Below are 17,034 nucleotides of genomic sequence, written 5' to 3' on the forward strand. Positions count from 1 at the left end.
CAGCCTATCCAGCGGCGGCAGGTCCTCCCGCGTCAGCTGGCCCGGGTGTGGGTCCAGCCGCGGCGTTGCAGGTCCGCGCTGGTCAGCGCCACGGGCCTGCCTCGGTGGTCGGTGCCCATCCAGCGGGTGTGGCCGGCGGAGCTCTCGAGGACGTACGGGCGGCCGCCGCACCAGACGACGGTGCACGGTGCCGTCGGTGGCAGCTCCGTGTTCGCCGGTGCGGTGGCCTGGGGTGACGCGGGATCGGTCTGTTCGTCGGTCTTCATCGCTCTCACGGTTTCGGTGACGGGGACTGGGACACGCCGGAGCGCTACCTTTGTTTTCGGCAGAACGGGCCCGCGTGTTAACGGTTCCGGGCCGGATTCGTCCGATCGGTTCGCGACGACAGCAGGGTGTTGTCACGCCGTGAACGGCATGTTAATTGTCCACAATGGACAGTACTTGGGCGGTCCTCGCGTACCGCCGCGCCGTCGGCGCGATAACCTCCCGCGAATCGAACGTGGCTCAATGCCACGGCATCGGGCCCGGCCGGGTCAGAATGGGCCGGCCACGACCGGCCGACGAAAGGATCGCCTTGCCCGTCTCGACGACCACGGGAACCTGGCGGCGCCTGTTCGCGGCCTGCGCCGTCGCCGGAACGCTCGCCGCCTGTTCGGGCGAAGCTCCGCCACCGCCTGTCACCTCGATGTCGGCCTCGCCGCCTGTTCTCCCCTCGGTCGTGACCAGCCCGTCGCTACCGCCGATCCCGTCCCAGACCGCGCCGAGTTCTTCCGTCGCCCCGAATCCCGCCCCCAAGCCGAAGCCGGCTGAACCGGTACAGGGTTCGTGCGGCACGGTGACCGCGGCGAGCGGGCTGACCCTTCAGGTGCTCAACGGGCCCGGGGTCTCCTGCGCGGACGCGACCGGGATCGTCGGCTCGTTCCACAAGAGGATCGCCGGACGCCAGTCCGCGGGCTCGGACGAGCCGGTCAGCGAGACCGTCGACGGCTGGCTGTGCGTCTCCGGCGCCCCCGCCGCGCAAGGCGGCACCAATTGCAGCAAGGGCGAGCAGAACGTGTTCGCCGCCGTCGTCCCCGTCGAATGAACCACCCCCGAGAAGAAGGGCCCATGAAGAGCCTCGCCGTAGTTCCCGCCGCGCTCGCCGTCGTCCTGCTGAGCGGCTGCGGCGCCGATCCCGCCCCCGCGGCCGCGCCGCAGCCGTCCTCCCCCGCGGCCGCGCCGGTCGCCGCCGGAACACCCTGTGGAGAGGTGGCCGGGCCCCAGGGTTCGAAGAACAAGGTCGTCGCGCACGGAAAGACCGAGTGCGCCGAAGCGACCCAGGTGCTCACGGACTACTTCACCAAGCTGACGCCCGCCGAAGCCGCTTCGCCGCAGGGCCCCGGGCCGGTGGTGATCGGTTCCTGGACCTGCGGGAGCGGGCCGAACGATCCGGTGACGAGCTGTTCCACCGAGGACGAGCGGCAGATCGAAGCGACCCGGCTCTGACGGGCACCCGGCGGCGTCACTTCTCGCGACGCTGCCGGGTCCGGTCCAGCCGGTACAGGACCCCGAGGCCGATCGCCATGCCCAGCAGGATCAGGCCGACCACCCCGCCCACCGACAGTCGCCAGATCAGCGAAGACCTCGACGGGTAGACGAATCCGTCGCCGGCGAAGATCCTGTCGCCCTCCGCGACCCTGGCACCCTCGATCTGCCCGCGACCGGTTCGCCCGTCGTCGAACCGCCAGTCACCCGCACAGTAGGGGATCTGACCGCTCATCGGCGATCCCTCCTCCGTGCATCCCGAGACATCGGTGACCGTGACGTCCTCGCCGGTTCTCAATTCACCGACGTGGTCACCGAAGGCCCCCCAGACGAACCACAAGAGGACGACATACGGGATCCCGGCCGCCAGCACCTGGAAAAGCATTCTGGAATTCCGCGGTTTGCCCGGCACTGAATTCCTTTCCTCGATCAACGAAGAGACAACAGGGTTTCCCGGTCGAGTTTGCCGACGACCAGGTACTTCGGCTGATATCCGGGTGGGACCACGAAACAGACGAGACCCGCGGTGCCCTCGAACGCGCCGGGAGCACCCGCGCAGTCACCGACCCGCCGCGGGGCGCCGTGCTCGTCGGCTGACAGCTCCAGTGCCGTATCGCCCAGGCGGGACGCCTCGATCCGCAAGGTGAGGACGTGGAATCCACTCAGCCACGCCTCGGCCCCTTCGGGCGGTTTCGGCAGGCTGTCGACGACACGCACGGCGGAGTCCCCGGACGCGGCTGTCTGCCCCTTGCCGATCACCGGCGGCGGCCCCCACGCCTCACGGCGGTGTTCCCACAGGTTCGGGACGGGATCTGCCGCGTCGCGGTACGCCGTCCCGCCGAAACCGAGTGGCGCCAGCACGACATACGCGGCGAAGACGAAGCCTGCCAGGAACGACAGCGACTTCCGCGCGGTCACCGGCCTCACGACCGAGAACGCCACGACGGCCCCGAGCATCAAGAGCGCTCCGCCGATCGACATCACCGCGGTCTTCTCCCACGGATGGTGGACCTCCACGACCGCGGTGGCCCCGCGCACGGACAACACCCTGGCGGTCACCGAGGAGAGCTTCGCGACCACCGGCTCCGCGAGACCGAACGCCCGATCCGTCGGCAGTTCGATCGCGCGGCCGTCCTCGGTGATCGCCAGGGTCTCGTAGGTGGTGTGCGGACCGTTCTGCCCTTCGGTCGTCGTGGAGTCCGATACGGAAACCACCGCGCGCACGTCGTAAGAATCGGCCAGCCCTTCGACGACCCACCGTCCGGCGAAAGCCGCGATGAATCCCAGGACGATTCCGAGCACGACCAGAACGGCCACCGTTTCCGGCCGCGTCTTGCCTTTTGGAGACACTTCCCGAAAAGTCATCGACACCCCCTTGTCCGACCGATCCAGTCTATTCTTCGACGTGGTCCGACGGCACGGGATTTGTACCTACGCCCACCATTTCCGCGGTCATTTCGTCCTCCTCGCCCACCGGGGGCCCCTTGCGGGCCGAGGTAAGAGTCGTCTAGACTCAAACCATGCTCACCGGGGACGACGCCGTGACAGTGGTCGAGAGTTCGATCGATGCGGCCACTCTGTTCACTCACCACCGTTACCGCGATTTGGCGGCCGCGCTCCACCCCGACCGCAACCCCGGCGACCCCCGCGCCCACCGGGCGGCCGCCACCCTCAATCGTCTTCACTCCGACTGGAAACGTGCCCGGCGCCAGACCGTCACGACGGCGACCTCGGCCTACACCCTCACCGCCCCGCACGCGGTGGGCAGTGTCTCGACGACCTACCGCACCACCGGCCCTCACCTGGTCAAACTCGTCCGAGACCCGGCGCTCAACCCGCTGATCCACGCCGAATGGGCGGCGTTGCGCACGCTCGACGGCTTCACCGAACGGCACCGCTGGCTGCGTCCCTACTACCCGCGGCTGCTCGACACCTCGGGTCCGGTGGCGCGGGGCGACCGCGCGTTCAGCGTCCTCGATCCGCTCGTCGACGGGTTCGTCACCCTCGCCGACATCGCGAAGGCCTTCCCTGCCGGACTCGAGGGCCGCGACTACGCCTGGATGCACCGGCGCCTGCTGCGCGCCGTGGCGGGCGCGCACCGCGCCGGCGTCGTCCACGGCCATCTCACCGCGGACAACGTGCTCGTCCACCCCGGACGGCACGGGATCGTCCTGATCGGCTGGTCCTTCGCGGTCGAAGACGGGGCGCTTCCGCTGGCGGCGGACAACTCCCTCCGATACCCGCCCGAAGTCCACAAGGGACTTTCGATGACCGCGGCGACCGACGTCCACATGCTCCACGAACTGATGCTTTCCCTGCTGGCGCCTGCGGAAACCCGGCAGCGTGCGTTCGCCACGTGGTGCACGCAAGAAGACCCGGCACAGCGACCCGAAGCCGTCGATCTGCTCGACGAGTACGACGACCTGCTCGGCGAGCTGTACGGCCCCCGCACCTTCCGCCCCTTAACCATCCCCGAGACAGGAGCCTGACATGGGACACGGACACTGGGACGACAACGCCTACGCCGCCGCGAAGACCTTCCGCGCGGCCAAGGGCGAGGACGATTTCGGCTACAGCGCCGATCTCCGCGCCAAACCCGCGAAGGACTGGAAGGCCGCGGCCGCGCTCGACCCGAAGAACGCCGTACGGGAATGCCGGGATTCGGCCGACCATACCGATTCGACGCCGATCGCGGTGCTGTTCGACGTCACCGGCTCGATGCGCCGGGTACCGCGGATCATGCAGGGCAAGCTCGGCAAACTGCACGGTCTGCTGAAGCGCCGGGGCTATCTCGCCGACCCGCAGGTGCTGTTCGGCGCGATCGGCGACGCCGACAGCGACCGGGTCCCGTTGCAGATCGGGCAGTTCGAATCGGACAACAGGATGGACGAGCAGCTGCGCACGATCTTCCTCGAAGGCGGTGGCGGCGGGCAGAAGAGCGAGTCCTACGAGCTGGCCGCCTACTTCATGGCCCGGCACGTGGTCACCGACGCGTGGCGGAACCGCGGCCGCAAGGGCTACCTGTTCCTGATCGGCGACGAGCTGAACAAGCCGGCGCTGGAGGCCCGCCACATCCGCCGTGTGCTCGGCGACGACGTCCGGGAAGACATCGATCCCGCGTCGGTGTACCGGGAGCTGGCCCGCAAGTGGCACGTCTACTTCGTGCTGCCGAACCAGTCCTCGTACTACAACGACCCGGAGATCGGCGAGCACTGGAGCGGCCTGCTCGGCCAGAACTTCCTCAAACTCGACGACCCCGGCGCGGTGTGCGAACTGATCGCGGCCACGATCGGGCTGGAGGAACGGGTCGTCGACGTCGACCGGGCGCTCGCCGATCTCGCGGACGTCGGCTCGGTCGCCGAGAGCAAGGCTGTCGGCAAGGCGCTGGCGAAACTGGGCACCAGGTCGGTCGTCACCTCGGCGATCCCGGAGCCGGGCGGCCCGAGCGACGTGGTGCTGCGATGAGTCCGCTTGCCGGGCACGTGGTGGTGGTCGGGCTCGGCTTCGGCGACGAGGGCAAGGGGGCCGTGGTCGACGCGCTCTGCGCCGACCGGCCCACCACCGCCGTCGTCCGCTTCAACGGCGGCGCGCAGGCCGCGCACAACGTCGTCGCGGACGGGCGGCACCACACCTTCAGCCAGTTCGGGGCGGGCACGTTCGCCGGCGTGCCCACCCACCTCTCACGGTTCGTGCTGGTCGAGCCGTTCGCGCTGGCCTCGGAATCCCGCCGGCTCGAAGCCGTCGGCGTCCGGAATCCACTGTCACTGCTGAGTGTGGACGGTCAGGCCCTCCTCACGACGCCGTTCCACATCCATGCCAACCGGGCGCGGGAGGACGCCCGCGGCGCGAACCGGCACGGCTCGTGCGGGAAGGGCGTCGGCGAGACCGTCTGGTACTCGCTGCTGCCCGGGGCAGGGCCGGGCGAGATGGTCGAGAACCAGGAGGTGATCGGGACGCCGGGGGAAGCGCCCACGGTCGCCGACTGCGCCCGGCCGTCGGTGCTGCGGCGCAAACTGGACGCGCTCGCGCGGTTCTACGCCCCGCTCGCCACGCCGTCGCACGGCGTGGCCGAACTGGTGGCGCTGTACCGCGACTTCGCGGACGCGGTGCGGATCACCGACAGGGGCGAAACGGGACGGCTCGCGGATGCCGGAAGGCTGGTTTTCGAGGGAGCGCAGGGGGTTCTCCTCGACCAGCACCACGGGTTCCATCCGCATACGACCTGGTCCACCACCACCCCGCACAACGCCCGCGAGCTGCTGGGCGGGCGCCCGCACACGGTCGTGGGTGTCACGCGGACCTATCTCACCCGGCACGGCGCGGGGCCGCTGCCCACCGAGTCCGCCGCTGTGCTCGCCCGCTTTCCCGAGGCGCACAACGGAACCGGCGAGTTCCAGGGGGCGTGGCGGGCGGGCCATCTCGACGCGGCGCTGCTGGACTACGCGATCGCGGCCTGCGACGGCGTGGACGCGCTCGCGGTGACCCACCTCGACGCGACCGGCCTGCGGGTCGTGTCCGGCGACGGCTCCCCCGCCGTCGAACTCTCGGATCCACTGGCGTGGTTCGGCGCGCGGCTGCCGGTGGCCGTCGCCGGGTACGGCCCGGACAGGGCCGGTTACCGGGTCACGGAGGCAAGGTCGACAATCAACGCGTGATCGAGTCGACGCCGGTGTCCGTGGACGTGCTCGTGGTGCGGTTCGCCCCTGACACCAGGACAGTGCTGCTGGGAATCGCGCCGCGAGCCGCCGAGCCGTTCGCGGGGGAACTCGCCCTGCCCGGAGTGCTGCTCGGGCTCGGGGAGCGGCTGCGGGACGCGGCCGGGAGGGCGGCCGTCACCAAACTCGGGCTCCCGCCGGACGCGCTCTCGGCGACGGGACAGCTCGCCACCTTCGACGAGCCGAACCGTGATCCCCGGGGCCCGACGCTGTCGGTCGCCTTGTGGGCCACCACGTCCCCCGCGCTCGACGATCCGGGGAACGTGGTGTGGACGCCGTTGGCCGAGGTGCCTCCGCTGGTTTTCGACCACGACCGGATCGTGGCGGACTGCCGTCCGCTGCTGGCCGACAAACTGTGGCGGGACATCACCTTCACCGCCGGGCTGCTGGGCCCGATCTTCACCACGGCGCAAGCCTTGGACGCGACCGAAGCGCTGACCGGGGACCGCCCGTATCCGGCCAATCTTGGCCGGATCATGGAGCGGGTCCCCGGGTTGCGGCGCACCACCGAACACGCGGCCGCCCTCCCCAAGGGAGGACGACCGCCGTCGTTGTGGCGCTGGGAATGACGCCGGTCAGATCCCGCAGGAGGACGCCGACCAGAACCGGTTGGCCCGGTGGGCGACGTGCGTGTGATCGCTGTGGCCGGGGTAGCCCGGCCCGAGGATCTCACTGAACCCGTGGTTACGGGCCTGCTTCGCCAGCCCGCAGAAGCCCTGCGAGCCCGCCCCGAGGTCGACCGCGTCGCCGTAGAGGTGACGGCTGGCGGCCGCTCCGCCGACCGCGTTGTTGCAGGCGACGCTGCGGAAGCCGCCGTTCACGGTGATCGGCCGGTCACCCATGGCGTGCCGCATCGCCTGCAGCTTCCACATCGACACCAGTGCGTTGGCTTTCGCCGTCGCCGCTGAGACGTTGCCGCCCGACCAGTCGGAGTTGCACCGGTTCAGCTCGGCGAAGGTGAAGTTGACCGGCGAGCAGTCGTTGTCCTGCAACGCGTAGATCTTCGTGAACGTGGCCGATCCGGCGATGCCGTCCGCGCCCAGCCCGTACGCCTGCTGGAAGCGGGTGACCGCGGCCTTGGTGCCCGCGCCGAACTGGCCGTCGATGGCGAGCACGCCACCGTAACCGGGATAACCGGCGACCCGGATCTGCAGTTGCCGGACGTCCTCACCGGACGCGCCCTCGGACAACGTGCGTCCCCAGGAGTAACAGGCGTCGGCGGCGGCCATGTCGCCCGCCGTCACCGGGCCCGGATCGGCGGCGGCCGGGGTGGCCACCGCGGTACCGAGCCCGGCCACGAGGGCGAGCATCGGCAGGAGGAAACGAATGCGCATGACAGGAACACCTTTCAAAGCAGGGAAGGTGAGACCCGTGACCCCCACGGGTTGTCAACGATTCACTGCCCGAGATGCTAACCCGGTTCCTGGCACCATGCTGTGGGTCGTTCGACCCACACCCTCTCTCCGGCGCGGCGATCACGCGTGATCAGACGGACATCTCGCGTGATCAGACGGGCGACACAAGACATGTCCGTCCAATCACACGTGTCGCCCGTCTGATCACGTGAGTTTCCCGTCTGATCACGTGAGTGCGGCGTGGCGGGGGCGGGGCGGGGGTCAGCCCTTCAGTTGCGGGAAGTCCTCCTCGCGGAACTCCCCCGCCGGCCGCTCGGCGGCGTCGTTCTCGCGTCCTCGCAGTTCGACCCGCCGGATCTTGCCGGAGATCGTCTTCGGCAGCTCCGTGAACTCCAGCCGCCGGATTCGCTTGTACGGCGCCAAATGCTCCCGGCAGAAGGCCAGGATGGACGCCGCGGTGTCGGCCGTGGGCTCATGCCCGTTCGTGAGGACGACGTACGCCTTCGGCACGGCGAGCCGGATCGGGTCGGGTGCGGGGACCACGGCCGCTTCGGCGACGGCGTCGTGTTCCAGCAGGACACTTTCCAGTTCGAAGGGTGAGATCCGGTAGTCCGACGCCTTGAAGACGTCGTCCGTCCGGCCCACGTAGGTGATGTAGCCGCGTTCGTCGATCGAGCCGACGTCCCCCGTGTGGTAGAAGCCGTTAGCGAAGGCGGCCGCGGAACGCTCGTCGTCGTCCGCGTACCCGGTCATCAGCCCGACCGGTCGCTTGTCGAGGTCGAGACAGATCTCGCCCTCCTGCGCGCGCTCGCCGGTGACGGGGTCCACGAGCGCGACGGTGAAGCCGGGCAGCGGACGGCCCATCGAGCCCGGCACGACGTCCTGTCCGGGGGTGTTGGCGATCTGGACGCTGCTCTCGGTCTGCCCGAAACCGTCGCGAATCGTGACGCCCCAAGCCTTTTCGACCTGGTCGATCACTTCGGGGTTGAGCGGTTCGCCCGCGCCGACCACCTTGGACGGCGGCGTCTTCAGCACGGTCAGATCCGCCTGGATGAGCATCCGCCACACCGTCGGCGGAGCGCAGAAACTGGTGATGCCGCACCGCTCCATCTGTGCCATCAAGGAAACCGCGTCGAAACGCGCGTAGTTGAAGAGGAACACGGTCGCTTCGGCGTTCCACGGCGCGAAAACGTTGCTCCACGCGTGTTTCGCCCAGCCCGGCGAGGAGATGTTGAGGTGGACGTCGCCCGGTTCGAGGCCGATCCAGTACATCGTGGACAGATGGCCGACGGGGTACGAGACCTGCGTGTGCTGCACCAGTTTCGGCTTCGCGGTGGTACCCGAGGTGAAGTACAGCAAGAGCGGGTCTTCCGACAGCGTCGGGCCGTCGGGGGTGAAAGTGTCCGCTTCCTCGTAGGCGTCCACGAAGGACCGCCAGCCCTCGACCTGTTCACCGACGGCGATCCGGGTGTAGTCACCCTCGACGTTCTCGAACTTGTGCGCGTCGACGGAGCGGATCACCACGTGTTTCGCCGCGCCACGCTCGACCCGATCGGCGAGGTCCGCCGGGCCGAGCAGGGTCGAGGCCGGGATGATGACCGCGCCCAGTTTGATCGCGGCGAGGATGGTCTGCCACAGCTCGCCCTGGTTGCCCAGCATCAAGATCAGCCTGTCGCCCCTCGCGACGCCGAGCGAGCGCAGCCAGTTCGCGACCTGGTCGGACCGGCGAGCCATCTCCGGATAGGTCCAGCGGTTCTCGATGCCGTCCTCTTCGACGATCCACAGCGCGTACCGGTCCTGATTGGCCGGGTCGGCGGCGACGACGTCGAACCAGTCCAGCGCCCAGTTGAACTCGGTGGGCCGCGGCCAGGTGAAGTCCCGATAGGCGGTCTCGTAGTCCTCGCGATGGGCCTGCAGATAGTCCCGTGCCTCGCGGAACGTGCGGTATGCCTCCGAAGCGCTCACGATCGTCCTCCTGGTCCGCTGGTTGGCCGCCGGTTCTTTCTACTCTCCCTTGAACTCGGGCGCGCGCCGCTCGAGGAAGGACTGCACGGCCTCGCCGAGGTCCTTGCTGGGCAGGAACGCCGCGTTCCAGGCCGAGACGTAGCGCAGGCCTTCCGCGACCTGGCGTTCGGTGTTGGCCGACAGGACGTTCTTGGTGCCGTGCACGACCAGCGGCGGGTTGGTGGCGATCTCCCCCGCCATCTCGCGCGCCTCGGCGAGGACGGTGTCCTGATCCGCGTAGACGTCGTTGACCAGGCCGATCTTCTCCGCGCGGGCGGCGTCGATGTCCTTGCCGGTGTAGGCCAGCTCCCGCAGGTGCCCTTCGCCGATGATCGGCGCGAGCCGCTGCAGGCTGCCGAGGTCGGCCACGATCGCGACCTTGACCTCGCGGACGCTGAACTTCGCGTCGGCGCTCGCGAGGCGGATGTCCGCGGCCGCGATCACGTCGACACCACCGCCGATGCACCAGCCGGAAATCGCCGCGATGACCGGTTTGCGGCATTCCGCGACCGAGGACACGCTCGCCTGGAGCGTCTTGAGCTCATCGAGGAACTTCGTCCGCGGGCCCGCGAGCGCGTCGCCGCCGAGCATTTCACCCCAGCTGGGCATCATCGCGGGCAGATCCAGCCCGTAGGAGAAGTGTTTGCCGCTCCCGGTCAGCACGACCGCCCTGACACGGGAGTCCGCATCGAGCGCGCGGAAGACGATCGGCAGCTCACGCCAGAAATCGGGGCCCATCGCGTTGCCCTTGGACGGACCGAGCAGCGTCACTTCGGCGACGTGCCGGTCGATCTCCACCTTGAGCGAAACGAGATCGGGAAGACTGTCAGCTGTAGCGGTCATGGGGTCATCTTGACTCATGTGATTGACAGGCTGCCAACGGCCACTGTGCCCGGCCGCACCTGAGATGCTTTCCTGGTACCAGCGAGTACTACCGGCGAGTACCGACGATCGACGAAGGACGGTGGGATATGAGCCCGGCCAGCAGCGCCATCGCGGTCGCCGACCTGCCCGCACTCATCCCGGGGCGGCGACGGGAGCGACCCTCCCGGCCGATCGAGCTTTCGGGGTCCTTCACCCATGAGGGTCACCGGCTCGCCTACACCGAGTTCGGCTCCGGCGACCGGGTGGTCGTGCTCACCCACGGCATCATGCTGACCAGGCGGATGCACGCCCCGCTCGCCCGCAGGCTGGCCCGGGCCGGCTTCCGGGCCGTGACCCTCGACCTGCTCGGGCACGGTGATTCGGACCGGCCCACCGACTCGTGGCTGTACTCGATGCCCGCGTTCGCCGAGCAGACAGTCGCGCTGCTCGACCACCTGGACGTCGACGCCGCCGTCATCGGCGGGACGTCGCTGGGCGCCAACGTCGCGCTCGAAGTGGGCGTCTCCGCGCCGGAACGCGCGCTCGGCCTGGTCGTGGAGATGCCGGTGCTGGACAACGCGATCGTCGCCGGGCTGATCACCTTCACACCGCTGCTCATGGCCGCCCGGTTCCTGCCGGTGACCGTGCAGGGGGTGGCGCTGGCGGCGAAGCTCGTCCCGCACGGCAACCAGTGGGTCGACGTCGTCACCGACACGCTGTCCCAGCAGCCCGCGCCGATGGCGGCGCTCCTGCACGGCGTGCTCTTCGGCCGGATCGCGCCGCCCAAGTCGATCCGGCGGAAGATCGAGACCCCGGCCCTGGTCATCGGGCACGAGGGCGACCCGATCCACCCCTTCGGCGACGCCGACACCCTGGCCGCGGACATGCCGACGGCCGAGTTCGTCCAGGCCCGCAGCCCGGTCGAACTGCGCTTCGACCCGAGCCGCCTGACCGACGCCATCACCGGCTTCGCGGCGCGCTGTCACGACCGCTGACCCGGCACGCGCCCGGTGCTACGTCTCGGACAGTGACCACGAGGGCTGAGCCAGCCCCGCCACCGGGCCGAAGACGATCACCGCGGGCGGGCGCACCCCGGCCGCGGCGGCGTCCTCGACCACACTGTCCAAAGTAGAGCGAAGAACCCGCTGCGTGCGCATGGTGCCGTCCTCGACGATCGCCACCGGCGTGTCCCCCGGCCGCCCCGACAGAAGCGCCTTGGTGAACAGCGGAAGGCGCTCGACGCCCATCATCAGCACGATCGTGCCGCGCATCTTCGCCAGCAGATCCCAGTCCACCAGCGACTTCTCGTCGTCCGGCGCGACGTGGCCGGACACCACCACGACCTCGTGGGCGACACCGCGATGGGTCACCGGGACGTCCGCGGCGGCGGGCACGGAGAACGCGCTCGTGATGCCGGGGACCATCGTCACCGGGATGCCGGCTTCGGCGCAGGCCAGGACCTCTTCGAAGCCCCTGCCGAACAGGTACGGGTCGCCGCCCTTGAGCCGGACGACGAACTTGCCCGCCTTGGCCCGGTCGATCAGGGTGGAGTTGATCACTTCCTGGCTGGCGGCGCGGCCGTACGGGATCTTCGCGGCGTCGACGATCTCGACGTCGGGTGCGAGCTCGTCGAGCAGTTCGCGCGGGGCCAGCCTGTCGGCGACGACGACGTCGGCCCTGGCGAGGAGACGGCGGCCGCGGACGGTGATCAGTTCCGGGTCGCCGGGGCCACCGCCCACCAGGGCGACGCCGGGCAGGTCGTCGCGGGCGTCCGGGACGCGGCCGTCGGCGACGGTCCCGGCGCGGAGGCCGTCGAGGATGCTGTCCCGGACGGTGGCCGACCGCAGCGGCTCGCCGCCGGAGAGGACGCCGACCAGGAGTCCGCCGTGCCTGCCCGACGCCGGGGTGACCGCGCTGCCGAGGTCTCCGTCGTCGGCGCGGACGCAGAACACCCGAGCACGTTCGGCCTCGGCGCAGACGGCGGCGTTGACCTCGGGATCGTTCGAGCACGCCAGTGCGTACCAGGCGTCGGTGAGGTCGCCCTCGGCATAGCGGCGTTCGTGCCAGACGATCTCCCCGGCGTCGGCCATGGCGCTCACCGACGGCGTGGTGTGCGGCGAGACCAGCTCGACCCGCGCGCCGGCGCCGATCAGCCGCGGCAGGCGGCGCTGGGCGACCGTCCCGCCACCGATCATCACGACACGACGGCCGGCCAGGTCGAGGCCGGAGAGGTAATGCGGGTCATCCATGCGGGGCAGTGTAAGGATTCAGCGGCCCGGACCGCGATCCGAGTGAGAACTACCTCAGCCCTGGAGCAACGCCAGCAGTTCGGTGTTGCCGAACATCCTGGCCGCGTCGATCGCCGACGGCTCCCCCGCCGTCGCGTCCGCGCCGCCCTTGAGGAGCGCCTTCACGACGTCGGGCTCGTTCTTGAAGACAGCGCCCGCCAGCGGGCTCTGACCACGGTCGTTCTCGCGGTTCGGATCGGCGCCGCGTTCGAGCAGCGCCGTGACGGTCTCCGCGTGACCGTGGTAGGCCGCGAGCATGACCAGCGTGTCGCCCCTGTCGTTGGTCAGGTTCGCCGACACACCGGCGTCGACGTAGGCGATGATCTCCGCCGTCGACCCCGATCGGGCGAAACCGAACACCTTCGCCCACAGCTCCAGCAGTTCGGGGTCGAATTCCTCGGCCTGTCCGGGGTTCTCCGTCATGGAGCCGATTCTTCCACAGGAACCGCGGTCCGGGCGGCGTGTCGCACCGCCCGGACCGGCGGTGTCAGCGGCCCGCGTTGGGGTAGGGCAGCAACGCCATCTCACGGGCGTTCTTGATCGCCGTGGCGACCTGCTTCTGCTGCCGTGGCGTCAGCCCGGTGACCCGGCGGGCGCGGATCTTGCCGCGGTCGGAGATGAACTTCCGCAGCAGGTCCGCGTCCTTCCAGTCGACCTCGGTGATCTTGTTGGCGTGCAACAGGTTCGTCTTGCGCTTGGCGGGGCGGTCCCGGCTCGGCTTGGCCATCGCGCTCACCAGCTCGACTTCGTGACGCCGGGCAGTTCGCCGTTGTGTGCCATCTGCCGCATCCGGACCCGCGAGAGCCCGAATTTCCGCAGGTAGCCGCGCGGGCGGCCGTCGGCGGTGTCGCGATTGCGGATCCGGGTCGCGCTGGCGTCCCGCGGCATCGCCTGCAGGGCCGAAACCGCCGCCCCCTTCTCCTCGGGCGACGCGGACGGCGAAGCGATGATGGCCTTCAGCGCACGCCGTCGTTCGACGTAGCGGGCGGCGACCACCTTGCGCTGGTCGTTCTTGGCGATCTTGGACTTCTTGGCCATCAGCGCTCCTCCTTGAACTCGACGTGCTTGCGCGCGACCGGGTCGTATTTGCGCAGCACCATGCGGTCCGGGTCGTTCCGGCGGTTCTTCTTCGTGACGTAGGTGTAGCCGGTGCCCGCCGTCGAGCGGAGCTTGATGACCGGCCGGATGTCGGTACTCCTGGCCATCAGAGCTTCACCCCTTTCGCGCGGAGTTCGGCCACGACGGCCTCGATCCCCCGCTTGTCGATGGTCTTCATGCCCTTGACCGAGACCCGCAGCCGGACCCAGCGTCCTTCGCTCGGCACGAAGTACCGCTTGGCCTGCAGGTTCGGCTCCCAGCGCCGGGACGTGCGCCGATGCGAATGCGACACCTGCTTCCCGTAGCCCGGTTTGCGGCCGGTGACCTGGCACACGGCGGACATACACCCTCCCGAGTTGATATCGGTTGTCGTTTTCATTTACTGTACACAGCCGAACCAGCCCGCAATCGACGCCCCGGAGCTTCAGTGACCGAAAACCCGCGCGTGCCCCTCGTCCTGATCAGTGGCCTCGCACCGGGACCGAACGCCGACCTCGCCGAGCGGTTGCGCTCGGCCGAGACCGGCACCGCCGTCGTGCACCACGACCTGAGGCAGATCCACTCCGGCGTGGTCAGGCGCCGGATCCGGCTCGGTGAACGCGACCAGCTGACGGTCCTCGAACTCGCGCACGGCTGTGTCTCCTGCACGCTGCGCGAAGACCTCCTGCCGCTGCTGCGGAAGCTTTCGCGGACGCCGCAGGTGCGGCGCATCGTGGTGCGGCTCGACGAGGCCATGGAGCCCGAGCCGGTCAGCTGGGCGCTGCACCACGTCCTCGTCGGCGAGCGGCCGGTGATCGAGGACGTCGACCTGCGGGCCGTGCTGACCGTCGTCGACTGCGCGAACTGGCTGGCCCACAGCACCGGCGACGACACCCTCGCCGAACGGGACCTGCGGGCCAGCCCCGAGGACGAGCGCACGGTCGCCCAGGTCGCGCTGTCCCAGGTCGAGTTCGCCGACCTGCTCGTCCTCGCCGGCTCGGCGACGGACGCCTGGTCCGCGGCGAAGGCGTCCGCGGTGCTCGACCGGGTCGCACCCTCGATCCCCCGCGTCGAACTGTCCGCGGTGGACGGGAAGACCGTCCTCGACGCCGTCCCGTCCGACGCCCGGCGCGGCGAGGTCACCGACATGCACGGCCCCCTGTTGCGGGGAGAACCGCCGTTGCACACCGACTGCGGCATCGGGCTGCTCACCTTCACCTCGCAGCGCCCGTTCCACCCGGAGCGACTCCACGACGCGATCGACGTCCTGCTCGACGGCGTCGTCCGCACCCGGGGACGGCTGTGGGTGGCGAGCCAGCCGGACATGGCGCTGTGGATCGAGTCCGCGGGCGGCGGTCTCGGCGTCGGGCACGCCGGGGCGTGGCTCGCCGCCCCCGACGGACCGGACTGGGCCGACGTCTCCCCCGAGCGCCGCACGCTCGCCTCCCTGCGCTGGGACCCGTTGTTCGGCGACCGCGCGCAGGAACTGGTCGTCGTCACCGATCAGGCCACGCCCGACGAGATCGAAGCCGCCCTGAACGGGGCCCTGCTGACCGAGGAAGAACTCGCCGCCGGTGAACAGGAATGGCTCCGTTACCCGGATCCGTTCGGCGAGTGGCACGAAGAACCTTGTGAGGACACGGAAACCGACCCCGAGAAGCACGACGTGAACGCGTCGAACCGAAAGGACGAAACGCAGTGAAACCCGGAATCCACCCCGACTACCACCCCGTGGTGTTCAAGGACCTCTCCACCGGGGACGCCTTCCTGACGCGGTCCACCGCGACGTCGGAGCAGACCATCGAGTGGAGCGACGGCAACACCTATCCGGTGGTGAACGTCGAGATCAGCTCGTGGTCGCACCCGTTCTGGACCGGTAACCAGCGGATCATGGACAGCGCGGGCCAGGTCGAGAAGTTCCACCGCCGCTACGGCCGCCGGGGAGGTTCGAAGTAATGGCCGTCCCGAAGCGGAAGATGTCGCGCAGCAACACCCGGTCCCGGCGGTCGCAGTGGAAGGCGGCCGTGCCGGATCTGGTGCCGATCAAGGTGAACGGCGAGACGAAACTCGTGCCGCGCAAGCTGATGAAACACTTCCACCGAGGCGGGGAATGACGACGCCGGTCACGGTGCTGTCCGGGTTCCTCGGCGCGGGCAAGACGACCGTGCTCAACCACGTCCTCGGCAACCGCGACGGGCTGCGGGTGGCGGTGATCGTCAACGACATGAGCGAGGTCAACATCGACGCCGCGCTGGTGCGGGACGGGAACAGCCTGTCCCGCACCGAGGAGCGGCTCGTCGAGATGACCAACGGATGCATCTGCTGCACCCTGCGCGACGACCTGCTGGAAGAGGTGTCGCGGCTCTGCGCGGACGGCCGGTTCGACTACCTGCTCATCGAATCGAGCGGGATCTCCGAGCCGATGCCCGTGGCGGCGACGTTCTCTTTCCTGGACACCGCGCGGCTGGACACGATGGTGACCGTGGTCGACGCGGTGAACTTCGAGCGGGAACTGGCGGCCGGGGACGCGCTGACCGAACGTGGGCTGGACCAGTACGACGGCGACGAGCGGACGGTCAGCGACCTGCTGATGGACCAGATCGAGTTCGCGGACGTCCTCTTGTTGAACAAGGCGGATCTCGTCCCGGCCGGTTGCCTCGAACGACTGACGGCGGTGCTGCGGCGGCTCAACCCGGCCGCGGAGGTACTCGTCTCGACACACGGCCGAATCCCACTCGACCGGCTGCTCGGCACCGGGCGCTACGACGTCGAGCGGGCGCAGGAAGCGCCAGGCTGGGTGGCCGAACTCAACGGTGATCATGTACCGGAGACCGAGGAGTACGGGATCTCCAGCGTGGTCTTCCGCGCGTCGCTCGCCTTCGATCCGGAGCGGTTGTGGGACTTCCTCGGCAGGCTCGATTCCGGGGAGTTCGGGACGGTGCTGCGGTCGAAGGGGTTCTTCTCGCTGACTTCGCGGCCTGGGGTGACCGGGCTGTGGTCGCAGGCCGGGTCGGTCGCGCGGTTCGAGCCGCAAGGAGTCGAGGAGGCGCCGCGGCAGGAACTCGTGTTCATCGGGGTGGGACTGGAGAAGGACGCGCTGGTGGACTCGCTCCGGGCTTGTCTGGCTACCGGTTCGGGCGGTGCGGATCCGTTTCCGGAATGGGAAGCGGTGCACGTTCACTGAGGTCCCGGGCCAAGTACATGAAG

Annotated in this window: 23 protein-coding genes; 11 read left to right on the forward strand and 12 right to left on the reverse strand. The window is 69.5% G+C overall.

From position 1 onward, the window contains the following. Positions 1-32: 32 nt before the first annotated feature. Entirely contained in the window at positions 33-266 is a 234-nt protein-coding gene (locus ACFOSH_RS02145; RefSeq protein ID WP_005150017.1) for a hypothetical protein, read from the reverse strand. Positions 267-574: 308 nt separating this feature from the next. Here ACFOSH_RS02145 and ACFOSH_RS02150 point away from each other — a divergent pair, with 308 nt between their 5' ends. Both ACFOSH_RS02150 and ACFOSH_RS02155 read left to right on the forward strand, forming a co-directional pair. Beyond that, positions 575-1,084: a hypothetical protein gene (locus tag ACFOSH_RS02150; RefSeq protein ID WP_378236883.1), complete on the forward strand. Its 510-nt coding sequence runs from the start codon at positions 575-577 to the stop codon at positions 1,082-1,084. Between the two features lie 23 nt (positions 1,085-1,107). After that, on the forward strand, positions 1,108-1,485 hold the full coding sequence (locus tag ACFOSH_RS02155) for a hypothetical protein (RefSeq protein WP_378236884.1): 378 nt from the start codon (positions 1,108-1,110) through the stop codon (positions 1,483-1,485). Positions 1,486-1,501: 16 nt separating this feature from the next. Here ACFOSH_RS02155 and ACFOSH_RS02160 read toward each other — a convergent pair whose 3' ends face one another. Beyond that, positions 1,502-1,909, reverse strand: coding sequence for a hypothetical protein (locus ACFOSH_RS02160; protein WP_378236885.1), 408 nt, complete (start codon positions 1,907-1,909; stop codon positions 1,502-1,504). 44 nt (positions 1,910-1,953) lie between these two features. Beyond that, the gene (locus ACFOSH_RS02165) at positions 1,954-2,889 is read right to left on the reverse strand and encodes a hypothetical protein (RefSeq protein ID WP_378236886.1); all 936 of its coding nucleotides are present in this window, start codon (positions 2,887-2,889) and stop codon (positions 1,954-1,956) included. A gap of 155 nt (positions 2,890-3,044) precedes the next feature. Between ACFOSH_RS02165 and ACFOSH_RS02170 the strand changes: the two genes are divergently transcribed. Genes ACFOSH_RS02170 through ACFOSH_RS02185 form a run of 4 tightly spaced genes read left to right on the forward strand, consistent with a single transcriptional unit; the run spans position 3,045 to position 6,808 of the window. Then, complete coding sequence (locus ACFOSH_RS02170) at positions 3,045-4,013, forward strand: adenylate cyclase (protein WP_378236887.1); 969 nt, start codon at positions 3,045-3,047, stop codon at positions 4,011-4,013. Position 4,014: 1 nt separating this feature from the next. Further along, positions 4,015-4,989 (forward strand): hypothetical protein, encoded by a 975-nt coding sequence (locus ACFOSH_RS02175; RefSeq protein ID WP_378236888.1) that lies wholly within the window; start codon positions 4,015-4,017, stop codon positions 4,987-4,989. Continuing rightward, positions 4,986-6,179: an adenylosuccinate synthetase gene (locus ACFOSH_RS02180; protein ID WP_378236889.1), complete on the forward strand. Its 1,194-nt coding sequence runs from the start codon at positions 4,986-4,988 to the stop codon at positions 6,177-6,179. The genes ACFOSH_RS02175 and ACFOSH_RS02180 overlap by 4 nt, the downstream gene beginning before the upstream one ends. Beyond that, positions 6,176-6,808 carry an NUDIX domain-containing protein gene (locus tag ACFOSH_RS02185; protein WP_378236890.1) on the forward strand — a complete coding sequence of 211 codons (633 nt, stop codon included), beginning with the start codon at positions 6,176-6,178 and terminating at the stop codon, positions 6,806-6,808. Before ACFOSH_RS02180 ends, ACFOSH_RS02185 begins: the two co-directional genes overlap by 4 nt. A gap of 6 nt (positions 6,809-6,814) precedes the next feature. Here the strand turns inward: ACFOSH_RS02185 and ACFOSH_RS02190 are convergent, their stop codons facing one another. The 3 genes from ACFOSH_RS02190 to ACFOSH_RS02200 form a co-directional block, all read right to left on the reverse strand. Next, the gene (locus tag ACFOSH_RS02190; protein WP_378236891.1) at positions 6,815-7,573 is read right to left on the reverse strand and encodes a D-Ala-D-Ala carboxypeptidase family metallohydrolase; all 759 of its coding nucleotides are present in this window, start codon (positions 7,571-7,573) and stop codon (positions 6,815-6,817) included. Between the two features lie 282 nt (positions 7,574-7,855). After that, positions 7,856-9,559, reverse strand: coding sequence for an AMP-binding protein (locus ACFOSH_RS02195; RefSeq protein ID WP_378236892.1), 1,704 nt, complete (start codon positions 9,557-9,559; stop codon positions 7,856-7,858). Positions 9,560-9,598: 39 nt separating this feature from the next. After that, a complete protein-coding gene (locus ACFOSH_RS02200) occupies positions 9,599-10,441 on the reverse strand; it encodes a crotonase/enoyl-CoA hydratase family protein (protein WP_378236893.1) in 843 nt (280 codons plus the stop codon). A gap of 128 nt (positions 10,442-10,569) precedes the next feature. Between ACFOSH_RS02200 and ACFOSH_RS02205 the strand changes: the two genes are divergently transcribed. Beyond that, complete coding sequence (locus ACFOSH_RS02205; RefSeq protein ID WP_378236894.1) at positions 10,570-11,457, forward strand: alpha/beta fold hydrolase; 888 nt, start codon at positions 10,570-10,572, stop codon at positions 11,455-11,457. A gap of 18 nt (positions 11,458-11,475) precedes the next feature. Here ACFOSH_RS02205 and cobA read toward each other — a convergent pair whose 3' ends face one another. The 6 genes from cobA to rpmB form a co-directional block, all read right to left on the reverse strand. Then, positions 11,476-12,711, reverse strand: a complete 1,236-nt coding sequence (gene cobA, locus ACFOSH_RS02210) for a uroporphyrinogen-III C-methyltransferase (RefSeq protein WP_378236895.1) — start codon at positions 12,709-12,711, stop codon at positions 11,476-11,478. A 54-nt stretch (positions 12,712-12,765) separates the two neighbouring features. Continuing rightward, positions 12,766-13,173 (reverse strand): ankyrin repeat domain-containing protein, encoded by a 408-nt coding sequence (locus ACFOSH_RS02215; RefSeq protein WP_378236896.1) that lies wholly within the window; start codon positions 13,171-13,173, stop codon positions 12,766-12,768. A 64-nt stretch (positions 13,174-13,237) separates the two neighbouring features. Then, positions 13,238-13,486 (reverse strand): 30S ribosomal protein S18, encoded by a 249-nt coding sequence (gene rpsR, locus ACFOSH_RS02220; RefSeq protein WP_378236897.1) that lies wholly within the window; start codon positions 13,484-13,486, stop codon positions 13,238-13,240. Beyond that, positions 13,483-13,788, reverse strand: a complete 306-nt coding sequence (gene rpsN / locus ACFOSH_RS02225; protein ID WP_378236898.1) for a 30S ribosomal protein S14 — start codon at positions 13,786-13,788, stop codon at positions 13,483-13,485. Before rpsN ends, rpsR begins: the two co-directional genes overlap by 4 nt. Further along, on the reverse strand, positions 13,788-13,955 hold the full coding sequence (gene rpmG / locus ACFOSH_RS02230; RefSeq protein ID WP_378236899.1) for a 50S ribosomal protein L33: 168 nt from the start codon (positions 13,953-13,955) through the stop codon (positions 13,788-13,790). The genes rpsN and rpmG overlap by 1 nt, the downstream gene beginning before the upstream one ends. Beyond that, complete coding sequence (gene rpmB / locus ACFOSH_RS02235; RefSeq protein WP_005149951.1) at positions 13,955-14,191, reverse strand: 50S ribosomal protein L28; 237 nt, start codon at positions 14,189-14,191, stop codon at positions 13,955-13,957. The genes rpmG and rpmB overlap by 1 nt, the downstream gene beginning before the upstream one ends. Positions 14,192-14,275: 84 nt before the next feature. On the opposite strand from rpmB, the gene mrf reads away from it, so the two are divergent. From mrf to ACFOSH_RS02255, 4 genes are read left to right on the forward strand one after another with little or no spacing between them, the layout of a single operon-like run. Continuing rightward, complete coding sequence (gene mrf, locus ACFOSH_RS02240; RefSeq protein ID WP_378236900.1) at positions 14,276-15,529, forward strand: ribosome hibernation factor-recruiting GTPase MRF; 1,254 nt, start codon at positions 14,276-14,278, stop codon at positions 15,527-15,529. Then, positions 15,526-15,783 (forward strand): type B 50S ribosomal protein L31, encoded by a 258-nt coding sequence (locus tag ACFOSH_RS02245; RefSeq protein ID WP_020635049.1) that lies wholly within the window; start codon positions 15,526-15,528, stop codon positions 15,781-15,783. Before mrf ends, ACFOSH_RS02245 begins: the two co-directional genes overlap by 4 nt. After that, complete coding sequence (rpmF, locus tag ACFOSH_RS02250) at positions 15,783-15,941, forward strand: 50S ribosomal protein L32 (RefSeq protein ID WP_378236901.1); 159 nt, start codon at positions 15,783-15,785, stop codon at positions 15,939-15,941. The genes ACFOSH_RS02245 and rpmF overlap by 1 nt, the downstream gene beginning before the upstream one ends. Then, entirely contained in the window at positions 15,938-17,011 is a 1,074-nt protein-coding gene (locus ACFOSH_RS02255) for a GTP-binding protein (RefSeq protein ID WP_378236902.1), read from the forward strand. The genes rpmF and ACFOSH_RS02255 overlap by 4 nt, the downstream gene beginning before the upstream one ends. The last annotated feature ends 23 nt before the right edge of the window (positions 17,012-17,034 follow it).

Source organism: Amycolatopsis speibonae (assembly GCF_042647925.1).
GTDB lineage: Bacteria > Actinomycetota > Actinomycetes > Mycobacteriales > Pseudonocardiaceae > Amycolatopsis > Amycolatopsis speibonae.

Bases quoted from the DNA above. Each gene is read 5' to 3' on its own strand.
- rpmG (WP_378236899.1), bottom strand. From the start codon at position 13,955: ATGGCCAGGAGTACCGACATCCGGCCGGTCATCAAGCTCCGCTCGACG.
- ACFOSH_RS02190 (WP_378236891.1), bottom strand. From the start codon at position 7,573: ATGCGCATTCGTTTCCTCCTGCCGATGCTCGCCCTCGTGGCCGGGCTC.
- ACFOSH_RS02255 (WP_378236902.1), top strand. From the start codon at position 15,938: ATGACGACGCCGGTCACGGTGCTGTCCGGGTTCCTCGGCGCGGGCAAG.
- ACFOSH_RS02175 (WP_378236888.1), top strand. From the start codon at position 4,015: ATGGGACACGGACACTGGGACGACAACGCCTACGCCGCCGCGAAGACC.
- ACFOSH_RS02200 (WP_378236893.1), bottom strand. From the start codon at position 10,441: ATGACCGCTACAGCTGACAGTCTTCCCGATCTCGTTTCGCTCAAGGTG.
- ACFOSH_RS02145 (WP_005150017.1), bottom strand. From the start codon at position 266: ATGAAGACCGACGAACAGACCGATCCCGCGTCACCCCAGGCCACCGCA.
- ACFOSH_RS02160 (WP_378236885.1), bottom strand. From the start codon at position 1,909: ATGCTTTTCCAGGTGCTGGCGGCCGGGATCCCGTATGTCGTCCTCTTG.
- ACFOSH_RS02215 (WP_378236896.1), bottom strand. From the start codon at position 13,173: ATGACGGAGAACCCCGGACAGGCCGAGGAATTCGACCCCGAACTGCTG.
- ACFOSH_RS02155 (WP_378236884.1), top strand. From the start codon at position 1,108: ATGAAGAGCCTCGCCGTAGTTCCCGCCGCGCTCGCCGTCGTCCTGCTG.
- rpmF (WP_378236901.1), top strand. From the start codon at position 15,783: ATGGCCGTCCCGAAGCGGAAGATGTCGCGCAGCAACACCCGGTCCCGG.
- ACFOSH_RS02180 (WP_378236889.1), top strand. From the start codon at position 4,986: ATGAGTCCGCTTGCCGGGCACGTGGTGGTGGTCGGGCTCGGCTTCGGC.
- ACFOSH_RS02170 (WP_378236887.1), top strand. From the start codon at position 3,045: ATGCTCACCGGGGACGACGCCGTGACAGTGGTCGAGAGTTCGATCGAT.
- cobA (WP_378236895.1), bottom strand. From the start codon at position 12,711: ATGGATGACCCGCATTACCTCTCCGGCCTCGACCTGGCCGGCCGTCGT.
- rpmB (WP_005149951.1), bottom strand. From the start codon at position 14,191: ATGTCCGCCGTGTGCCAGGTCACCGGCCGCAAACCGGGCTACGGGAAG.
- rpsN (WP_378236898.1), bottom strand. From the start codon at position 13,788: ATGGCCAAGAAGTCCAAGATCGCCAAGAACGACCAGCGCAAGGTGGTC.
- ACFOSH_RS02165 (WP_378236886.1), bottom strand. From the start codon at position 2,889: ATGACTTTTCGGGAAGTGTCTCCAAAAGGCAAGACGCGGCCGGAAACG.
- ACFOSH_RS02205 (WP_378236894.1), top strand. From the start codon at position 10,570: ATGAGCCCGGCCAGCAGCGCCATCGCGGTCGCCGACCTGCCCGCACTC.